Source organism: Succinimonas sp. (assembly GCF_045225735.1).
Lineage (GTDB): Bacteria > Pseudomonadota > Gammaproteobacteria > Enterobacterales > Succinivibrionaceae > Succinimonas.
Window position 1 is genome coordinate 1 of the sequence record NZ_JBGVBR010000030.1, and the last position, 10011, is coordinate 10011.

A 10011-nucleotide genomic window follows, 5' to 3' on the forward strand; every position below is an offset into this window, starting at 1 on the left:
GACACTCGTCAATGACCTGTCCCTTGTCATCCCGGTAGATCCCGCACACCCGTCTTTCCGTAAAGACGCCGCTTTCGGGAACGGTGATCTCCCGGGTAACACGCTTGCATTCCCGGGAACTCTGGTCAGAAGCTCCGTTCAGGATCTCGCTGTCCCCGGAATCCGCAATATTCGGCGGACAGGGGATCTCATCCGCGCACTTCCAGACCTCCGCCCCGGCAGTATTTCCGCCCCTGTCTCCATTCCCGGCATAGACTCTTTCACAGTAACGGTAGAGCCCGAGAGCCCCGCAGGAATCTCCGGAAGCGCTGTTCCAGCCTGTATTCCCATCTCCGTTCTGTCCGCTATTCCCGCCGCCATACCCGCCGTCTTGCCCGGCTTCCTGCCCGTCTTTCCAATCCTGCCCCGCAATATCTCCGCTGGGAGATGCTGCGCTTTCCCGTGCTTCCCGCACCGTGCCCTCAAGACAGAAGGGATCCCAGAGCTCGGAAAGGCCGCCCTGAAACTCCCGGGGCCTCGTAAAGGAATCCCGGGTAACCGGAAGTCCCCCGGCATCATAGGAGCCGGGAGATATTTCCTGAGTGCGACTCTCGCAGACAAACTCCCAGTTACGGTCTTGCGGCAGGTTCTTAAGACACTCCAATCCCCGGTATTCATCCAGGCTGAGTGCTCCGGCTTTGAACCTGAGCCGGAACAGCATGTATCCTTCCCCGTTTCCGGTAACCGACACCCGCTCCCGGAGCCGGACATGGAGGGGCTCTCCCGGACGGATCCTGTTCCGGAACAGGGGCCAGATATCCCGGCCGGGATATTCATGACGGCTTTCCGAGAGCTCGCAGGGGCCGGGAGTTTCCGGCGGAAAGCTTTCATTCGGGAAGGACATGATCTTTTCCATCCCGCGATCCCGGGTTTTGCCGGACGCTGCCCTGTCCCCGCTCTGATAATCCCCGTGGGAAACATCATCTCCGGTAACATCGCTTTCGGTATTGCCCCAGATCTGAAGATAGTCATCGTAAAACACCTCAGCGAGCTCCAGAGAAGATACCAGCTCCGGATACTTTACCGTAAACCCGGTTTCCGCCTCAAAAATGCTGCAGTTCCCCGAGAGACTGTTATCTCTGGTATCCCCTACCCAAAACTCATAGCAGGCCGTGCCATCATCATCTCCGGCGCTGTCCTGACAGGTCCGGAAGCTGAGCCCGGTACCAAAATCAGCCTCTGTCATATCCGAGCTGAAGACATGAACGAGATGACAGGAGGGACTGCTTTCTACCGGAGCCGGACAGCGTACCTCCTGAAACCTCATCCGCTCCCGGGGCGTGCAGGATGCTGCATTGCCGGTACTGTTTTCTCCCGCGGGCATTTCCATGGCCGCAGTGTAAAGAGGCCGCTCCCTGAGAAGACGTTCCTTTTCCTGAGAGTTGGGTTCCCGAAGGGAGAGCGTCTCTGCAAGCTCCAGAGCCCCGGCGGCCATGGCATCATTAACATTGCTGCCCTGAGCGGATTTACCGAAGGTTCCAGGTGTTCCGGAAGTTACGGTCGTTCCCCCTTTTGCTCCTTCCTCCTGAAAATCCCTCCCCGTCGCAAAGATGTCCTGCTCCAAAGCGGACAGATCTCCGATGTTAAAGCTTCCCAGAGCGCTGTGCCCCAGAGACTGTCCGGCCTGCGCGGCCTGTTCCCTAAGTGTCAGGCTTTCCGGACTCAGGGATGACGAATATCCGTAGTCTGATGCCAGAGCTCCCGGAGGCGCGGATGCCGAAGCCAGAATAACAGCTAAAAGAACCGGGAAGCCCCGTCTGATCCCTGCTCTCCCGAAATTCCTTCCCGGAGTCCCGGTGAGCAGCTTTCTCAGTATCCGTCTCACCATCTGTTTCAGGGGGTTTTTCCGGGGCGTTTTCCGAAACGTTACGGTCTCAGCTTGTTTCCCAGATCCTTTCCCGCATCTCTTATTAGTCATGCCATCACCTTCCGAAAGATCTCCCGCTTCCTTTGTCCATTCCCTTGCCGCTCCCTTAACACTTGCATTGCCTGCTCTCAAAGACTCCCCCGCTTTAATTACCGCCGGCTCCGAGACAGCAGTTCCGGTAACGCCATACCACATACACCGCTTCATGAAACCCCGGCGGGATCCTGAGATCTCCCTGCCATTTGCTTACCGGTTCGCCCCAGAAATGCGTGCTTGAGGACTCCGCTACGGGATAGATCATGCTGAAGCGGTACATGGACTTATCGGCATAAAGAGAATGCTCCCCCTGACAGAGAGCCTGATCCCCCATGGTGTTCCGGAGAAGGCCGCGATGGTGCAGCAGGGTCAGCAGCCTGGCGGTAAGAAGGGAGGTGTTTTCGGTTACGCCGCCGGAAGAGCCCGCCCATCCGGTAAGAGGATAAAGGTAGCCCCAGGCTCCGGCACAGTGCGGGAGAGCCGTATTTACCTCGCCCCGGTAGGCGGCTATGGCATCCTGACTGCATGAAGCCACCCCGGCGGCATTGGCGGTAACCCGGGATTCCGGGATCTCCCGGAGGGCCCGGAGCTCAGACTGCCACACGGGATCCAGCTCCGAAGCATAGAGAAGATCCATATCCTGGTATTCGCTTCTTCCGCAGTTAAGGTCGCTGAAAATATTAAGCATGGTAAAAAGCGGAAAGGAATAGAGATGAGCGTGGAAAAAGCTGATATCCGTGGCCGCATCTCCCCCCGAACCCAAAGAACCCACCGTGCTTTCCGGAAGGGGGATCTCGGTTCCCAGCACCGGAAAGCAGCCCGGCTTCCGGGTAAACTCAATGAGAAACGCCGGCTCCCACAGCCCCATGACCACTCCGTAGTTCATAAGCCCAAGACTGTCCTTGCAGCCGCAGACCCTTTTGCGGGACGCATTTTTCGGCACGGGAGAGGAGCCGGTTCCGGCAAAGGTTCCCCCGATATACACCGGAAGCAGGGATGACCAGGGAATATCCTGAAGCACCTTCCCGAAAATGTCCGCCCGGGGGCAGACATAGCGGGAAAAACTGCCGCTTTCTCCCGCCGGGGCAGAATTAAGAGAGCAAAAGAGCCCTGCCATCACCAGAAGAAAAGCCTTGTTCCGGAGCCGTCCTTTCATAAAGATGCTTCCCCTCCCCAAACGATCCGGTTTTCTGAAAAGTCTCCGGAAAGACTCCCTAAGCCTAGGCATCAACCCCGAATTCCGGGAATAGCCCTCCCTGCGGCCTGAATGCCATTTCTTTCTGTCGCTGTTATCCCTGGTCATCTCAGTTAATCTCTTCAGTCTTGCAATCAATTATCTCAGCCGTCATCTCTGCCATCATCTCGCCGTCTGTTTCATTGAAGTCGTCTAAGCTCCGCAAAATCTCTTAAAGGCCCGGAATCTTCCGACAGCCCTTCCTTAATCCCCGAATCTCCCAGGCAGGATAATCCCGGGGAAGATCAGCAGCGCTCCATAGTCAAAAAACAGATTAAAAAGCCGGAATGTCAGCAAACCTGATTAAAAGGCGTTATCAGGGTTGTTCCAGCCGGAGATCCGGCGGATCCGGGACTTTCCCGGAAGGCGGCCGCCGGGAGAAGGATTCCCGGCATGAGAAGCAGCATCTTCCGCGCTCCCGCCCCGTCCCAAAGCTCCCGGGGGTAATCCGAAATCTCCGGCAGGAACATAAAGCGCAGCTTCAGGCTCTTCATCATGAACATGCTCAGGATCCGGAACCCGGCTGCCGTTAAAAAGCGGGGTACTCCCATTTCTAAGCCCAGCGGCTATCCTGTCCAGCCGGCGGGGGAACGTGCCGGCCGCATCCCGAAGCTTATGAGGGAGCCCCGAAACCGCCGCTAAAATCTGTTCCCCGGAAGCATCATCTTCCTGCTTTCCCCGCTTCCCCGAATCTCCCAGCCTTGCCCCTCCGGCGTCATAACGGGAGACGGTGTCAGGACTGCCGTAAAAACCCCCGCTCTCATCATCCTCTGAAAACGCCATTTCCCCCGGATAACCCGCGGTTACGGCAAGAGGACAGAGAGACAGCGCGGCCGCAAGAAGGATGCTGCACCCCCTCTCTAAAACCTCACGGAAAACGGAGCGGAAGTCATTCCCGGAAGCATGTCCCTCCCATCTCTTAACAGTCTTGTCTCCGGCTCTGTCCATGATGATCTGCGCTCCTCTTACACCCTTAACCTTTACACCATTACACCCTCACACTCACGCGTTCTTATGTTCTTACGCTCTTAAGCTCTTCCGGATCCCTTCCCGGGCTCTTTCCTTCCCGCGCGGTCTATACCCCGCTACCAAAGCCGAATGGCCCGATAGACATGAGCGGCACGGGACAGGGGAAAAGGGCCCAGAATGCGGGAATCCAGGGAATCAGCCTCATCCCCGGAAAGAAAGATGCGGCCCTGGGGGATCCGGTATTCCGGAACGCCCTCCTGATGCCAGCCTGCGGGATTACCCGAAGCCTTAGGCCCCTGAAAAAATCCCTTGGTAAAAACCCGTCGCCACTTGTCCGGAACTGCAAGGAGCCTCTGGCAGATCCCCTGACCTTTCCCGAAAACGCCGCTTCCGGAAGCCGGTTCTCCCGCCTCCTCCGCTTTAAGACAGAGCTCCCCTTCTTCAAAACGGACGCTGTCTCCGGGAACGCCCCCGATCCTTTTAAGGAGCATCGAGCCCTTCTTAAAAACAAACCAGTCCTCCCCGAGCTCCAGAACGGCCAGAGTATCCCGGAACCTTGCGAGATCATGGCTAAGGGCGGTTTTAAGGTCTTGTTCTTTCCTGAACAGGAATACCCGGCCAATGCAGGCTTTTTCCTGAAGATCTACGCCAAGACGCCATCCCGAGCCTGCCATGAAGGCCAAAGAGCTTCCGGACACAAGAAACAGCCCCGCCAAAAGCCCGGTGACTAATCTTCCCATCTTCCGTCTCACATCCGCCCCCTGCTCCCGGTCTCCTGGTCAGAAAGGCCTCCAGAATCTTCAGAACTCCCTTCTCCGGTATCCGATCCCGCGCCGGGGGCTCCTCCGGAGGCGGCCCTTTTTCGGTCATCCAGCACGGCATTCAGAGCGTCCGTGAGGGAAAGCCCGGCCTTCTGATACGCCCCGATGGCGCTGACGTCCTGAGCCCGGGTGGAATAAAGAAGCTGCCGGAAGGGATCCACCACCAGTCTCCCGATAGCGGAACCGCCGCCGCTGATAACGAAGATCTCGGAGTAGGCGCCAGGCTCGGTATGCACTGATTTCAGAAGGTCGTACTCTCCCGGAGTCAGGGGGAGCCGGGCCTGCTGCTTCAGGCCTTCGATGATCTCGGCCTTTTGTCCCAGAAGATAGGTATGGGCGCTGTTCTCCAGAATGGCCATGCCCGCCGGGGACTCGTAGAGATCGTTTATCGACTGCGTTACCGTAACCGCGGCCCCGCCGTACTTCCGGAATCTCCGGTAACCGGTTTCGATAAAGGAGGCGGTGTCCCCGTTTCTGAGGAGATCCCAGGCCTCGTCAATAATGAGGATCTTGGGCCGATCCCGCTCTCCCAGGTACATGTCCTGCTGGATCTGATAGATAAGCTGCAACAGCACCACCTGCTGAAGATGCTTCCGCCCCTTGAGCTCTTCCAGCTCCAGCACAGTGAGGTTTCCGGAAAACCGCATGGTGTTGTCTCCCGCAAAATAGGAGCCGTACTCCCCTCTGGTGGTAAACGGAAAAAGCTGCGTGCTGAGATCCCGGAGTCTTTGATCCTCTGCTTTGGCCAGCCTGTCCGCCAGGATATCCAGGGTAAGCCCGGTCTTATGGAGGGCGAACTCTTCCCGGAGGATCCTTTTAAGTCCCGCGCCCTGAAAATCGGTAAGCTTTTCCGTAGGGGCCAGCATGCAGCTTAAGAGGCCGCTCAGCATGTCCGCCTCTTCGTCGTAATTCCGGACGCAGCAGAAGGGATTCAGGGAGACTCCGGACCCCGGGCCGAAGGACAGAAAGGTTCCCCCCAGAAATTCCGTGAGCTTTTCATAGGAGCGGCCCACGTCGATAACGTAGCAGGAGGCGCCCCGGGCCAGAAAGCTCACAAGGAGCTCGTTCACGAGAAAGCTCTTCCCGGAACCCGACTGCGCCGCAATGCAGAGATTGTAGTTGGTGCTGGAATCGTAAAGGGAGAGGTTCATAAGCTGCCCGCTCCGGGAAATCAGGTTCAAAACGCTCTCTCCCGTGCCGGAGCTGTCCCCGAAGAGCGGCAGAAGAGGCAGGATCTCCCGGGTGGTGAAGGTGCGGTATCTCATAAGACTCCGGGCGGCCTCAGAATCGGCTCCGAAGGGCAGCGTGTTCAGAAATACCGGGAGACAGACATAGCGATCCGGGATCAGCTCAAAGCCGTTCTCCCGGTAATAGGTGCGGATCTGGGATCTGACATTCACGGCCGCGGCGGCATCTTGAGCAAAGGTTATCAGGCTCAGGCAGAGCTTCAGGGGCCGGGAGCCGTTTTCCATTTCCTGTGAGATAAGGTCAAAGCCCCGTTTCTTAACGGCCAGCCGGGGCATGAATTTCATAAGGGGGCCGCAGCTCTGATTCACCACCCACTGTCTCCCGGCGTTGATCCCGGATCTCAGCTTCTGCGTGTCCCCGATAAGCACGGTACCGGTCATGATAAAGGGTACCCGGATCCCTCTGGTGCCAGTCAGGAGATCCGCCTGATAGCGCCGGGCCTGACCGAAGAACACGAAATCAGGAAACCGCTTTACGGAGAAGGTATTGACGTAATACCCCCCGACCTCCAGATGATCCTGAAAAACCCGGACGCCGGAGTCATAGTCCAGAAGCTGATCGCAGAGGAGAACCTCGGGATTAACCGGAGCTCCCGGCCTGGTCCAGGAGGCAGCGGGACCGGCGTTAAAAAACGGCGTCAAAGCCTCCAGAAACATGCTGTCCCCCAGAGGTTCCGCCCTGATGCCGGCGGTTTTAAGCACCTCGGAAAGCGCGATCCTGAGGGTGGAAACTCTGGTGATATCCCTTTCATCGGGCTTTACCCCGGAAATGAGCACGGTCACCGTGATTAAGAGGAGGAAGTTTCGGACGGGACAGGCCATGTGCGGCAGCGGCTTTTTGGCGCCCTCTCTCAGGAATTCGTTTTTGTTTTCCAGGATGCTTCTCAGAAAGCTGTCCCGGGGCAGTGACACCGCGGTGGCGGTGTTTTCAGAAAGAAGCCTTTCAATTGCAGGAGAACCCATAAGGGAAAACTGCACTCTGGTATTCACCGGAAAATCTGAATTCAGGAACACCTCCAGACGATCGCTGATGCTTTCATCACCGCCGCTTAAGGGCCGGGAAATAAAGCCAAACCCCAGCTCCGAGGATCTGGCATTGCTGATAAAGAAGAGGGAATTCTCCGGATCATGGGCCAGCACCGGATACACCGAGCTCAGGCCCGCCACATAACTGCCGCTCATTTGTTCTCCCTTTGGCAAAGTAACACCGTTTCCGTCATGCTTGGAAACCGGGCTTATTGTAAGGGGAGAATTTTTCAGGGCTGTATATTAACCCTTTGCGAGTCCCGGGAAGCCCTATTTCATAAGGGTTTGATAGAGGAAGGTTTTTAGTGCGTCAGGGAATAAAAACGCAGATAAGCAGAACAAGCAACGATGACGATGTTTTCTCAGAGATAAGGTTTCCCGGAAGATGCGGTTCCGTTCGAGATTTCTTCATCCATGTTATTTGCTATCTACTCTCTCTGATCTGACTGATTTTCCGAATTGGACATGCTTTCAGGAAACGAAAACGCACGGGGAGATAGAGTCGAGAGGATTTCCGCGAGTCGGTGATTATAGGATAAGGCGATCTTGAATGTGACAAAAGTCTAAAAAATTGAATATTTACATGTCAGATCACAGAAGAATGATCAAACCAAGCAAAAAAATGGTCAAAAAAAAAAACAATAGTAAACTTAAGACGAGCGAGCGTACGTTCCTGGTACGGTCTGGACTATTAATAATAAAAGTGGTGCCACAACATCATTTTTCAAAAATAGAGAGGCTGTTTTAAATGATCCGTTAGATTCTGGTGAAGATCGACTATGTTGTACGGCACTCATTTATGAGAATGAAAGGTTGCAAAACAACTGATGTCCACTAGTTGGTATTCTTCACGAACGTGAAGCTGTTACTATCAGGGCCATAATAAGGTGTGATTGTATGGGGATTGGAAAAAAAATCACTGATAATGGGCTTACAGAAAAAGCAGAAGAAAAATCTGTTGAAAGTAAGGATTCTAAAAAAGAAATAGTATTCTTTCCAGAAGAACCAAAATATTCATTGGAAGATATAATTGTTCCGGCAAGTGTGGAGGAAAGAATACGAGATGTGGTTGAGTATAATACCATTAGACAAATAGTGTTTGAGGAATGGGGGCTAAATAAAACTCACCGCTATTCTAAGGGTATGGGTATTAATTTGTATGGTCCGCCAGGCACAGGAAAGACAATGGCTGCACATGCCATCGCCAGATCCTTGGGAAGGAAGATTATTTCTGTTAATTATGCTGATATTGAATCTAAATATGTAGGTGAGACACCTAAAAATATTCGCAGTGCCTTTAAGGCAGCAAAAGAGTCAAACAGTATCTTGTTTTTTGATGAGGCAGATGCAATTTTAAGTCGTCGTGTTACTAACATGACAAACGCTACTGATGTCAGTGTGAATCAAACAAGGTCAGTTATGCTGATGCTTATGAATGAGTATCAGGATTTTATCATATTTGCTACAAATTTCTTAGAAAATTTTGATCCTGCATTTGTACGACGCATATCATTCCATGTTAAGTTTGATTTACCTGATACAGATTGCCGCAAAAAATTATGGAAACTATATATTCCGGAAAAGATGCCAACAAATCTTGATTTTGATGAAATAGCTGAAAAATTTGCAGGCGTTTCTGGGAGTGATATATACAATGCCGTGCTTAATGCTGCTCTTAAAGCCGCGCGCAAGAAAATGACTTCGGTGGACAAGGAACTGTTTTTCACTGCTACCCAGGAAATATTAGATAGCAAAGCAGCAAATGAGAAAAGTGCTGTGACTGTAGAGAAACGACCTGTTTCGGAGGATTATGTCAGGGAACAAATGAGTTTGCAAAAGGAGGATGTGTAAATGTTACCAATTTTAGCTGGATTAGCCCTTTTGGTGGGCGGAATTTTGGTTGTCACCTGGTGGGATGAAATCGTAGATTGGCTGAAGGATATCGTACCTAAAATTAATAAATACTTTCAAGAACTGCCGCAACAAATTGCTCATGCAGCTGCAGTTTTTATTCAGCGTATTAACGATGGAATGGTGGCTATTCGTCACAAGCTCTATTACAAAGAAGAAGGAACTTGGATGGAAGAAAAAACCACCAGGAAAGTCAAGGAGAGTGAAGTACCTCAATTTATTCGCGACAAAATACGAAATCGTGAGGAAAATATTACTAAGGAAATGGAACAAGAATTGAAATTGGAGTTTTGAGGTTATTTGAGGAGATTCAAGTGGTTACAATAAACGAAATATTGAATGAAGATATAACGAAACTTGGTGCAAAACTGACTAAAGAAGTAGTTAATAATTTCTTTGATGCTTTTGATGATATCTTTAAATCCAATATGGATTTGACGGACATAGCAAACCTTTGCGGAAAGAGATTGGATGAGATAATTCTTAATGAAGAAAAGAATGGATTGAGTTATTCAGGTGGAATGTTTCATATAAATTACTTGAACGAAGTATCATTTGAAACTGCGTATGAACTTTATTTTCAGGATGAAAATAAGGAATGGGTAAAGAAGGAAGCTAAAAGCAAGCCGCAAAAAATGAGCTTTTTGAATGAAACATCAAAAGCTGAATTGTGTAAAAATAATAAAATATCCTTTGAAATAGATCCGCCTAACAGACAAGGTATAAATCTGATAGCAAAAAAACAATAATGGTTTTTCCTTGTGATAAATGCGGCTTGTGCTGTCGCTTGGTAGGGAATAGTATTCGAGCTAAATATCTATCTTTGCCTGATGGTACCTGCCGCTTTTTGAATAAAGCGAC

7 protein-coding genes and 1 pseudogene are annotated in these 10011 nt (G+C 52.2%); 3 read left to right on the forward strand and 5 right to left on the reverse strand.

Features of this window, described 5'->3' with window-relative positions; translation table 11 throughout:
* From ACJROR_RS00990 to traC, 5 genes and pseudogenes are all read right to left on the reverse strand, one after another.
* Nucleotides 1-1957: pseudogene (locus tag ACJROR_RS00990) on the reverse strand (hypothetical protein); the annotation flags it as partial.
* Between the two features lie 94 nt (nt 1958-2051).
* Nucleotides 2052-3098 carry a TraU family protein gene (locus ACJROR_RS00995; protein WP_406545473.1) on the reverse strand — a complete coding sequence of 349 codons (1047 nt, stop codon included), beginning with the start codon at nt 3096-3098 and terminating at the stop codon, nt 2052-2054.
* Nucleotides 3099-3479: 381 nt separating this feature from the next.
* Nucleotides 3480-4124, reverse strand: coding sequence for a hypothetical protein (locus ACJROR_RS01000; RefSeq protein ID WP_406545474.1), 645 nt, complete (start codon nt 4122-4124; stop codon nt 3480-3482).
* Between the two features lie 137 nt (nt 4125-4261).
* Nucleotides 4262-4885 (reverse strand): S26 family signal peptidase, encoded by a 624-nt coding sequence (locus ACJROR_RS01005; protein WP_406545475.1) that lies wholly within the window; start codon nt 4883-4885, stop codon nt 4262-4264.
* An 8-nt stretch (nt 4886-4893) separates the two neighbouring features.
* On the reverse strand, nt 4894-7395 hold the full coding sequence (gene traC, locus ACJROR_RS01010; RefSeq protein ID WP_406545476.1) for a type IV secretion system protein TraC: 2502 nt from the start codon (nt 7393-7395) through the stop codon (nt 4894-4896).
* 741 nt (nt 7396-8136) lie between these two features.
* Here traC and ACJROR_RS01015 point away from each other — a divergent pair.
* Genes ACJROR_RS01015 through ACJROR_RS01025 form a run of 3 tightly spaced genes read left to right on the forward strand, consistent with a single transcriptional unit; the run spans nt 8137 to nt 9899 of the window.
* Nucleotides 8137-9090, forward strand: a complete 954-nt coding sequence (locus tag ACJROR_RS01015; protein ID WP_406545477.1) for an ATP-binding protein — start codon at nt 8137-8139, stop codon at nt 9088-9090.
* Nucleotides 9091-9444: a hypothetical protein gene (locus ACJROR_RS01020; RefSeq protein ID WP_406545478.1), complete on the forward strand. Its 354-nt coding sequence runs from the start codon at nt 9091-9093 to the stop codon at nt 9442-9444. It abuts the gene before it with no gap.
* Nucleotides 9445-9464: 20 nt separating this feature from the next.
* Entirely contained in the window at nt 9465-9899 is a 435-nt protein-coding gene (locus ACJROR_RS01025) for a hypothetical protein (protein WP_406545479.1), read from the forward strand.
* Nucleotides 9900-10011 lie beyond the last annotated feature (112 nt).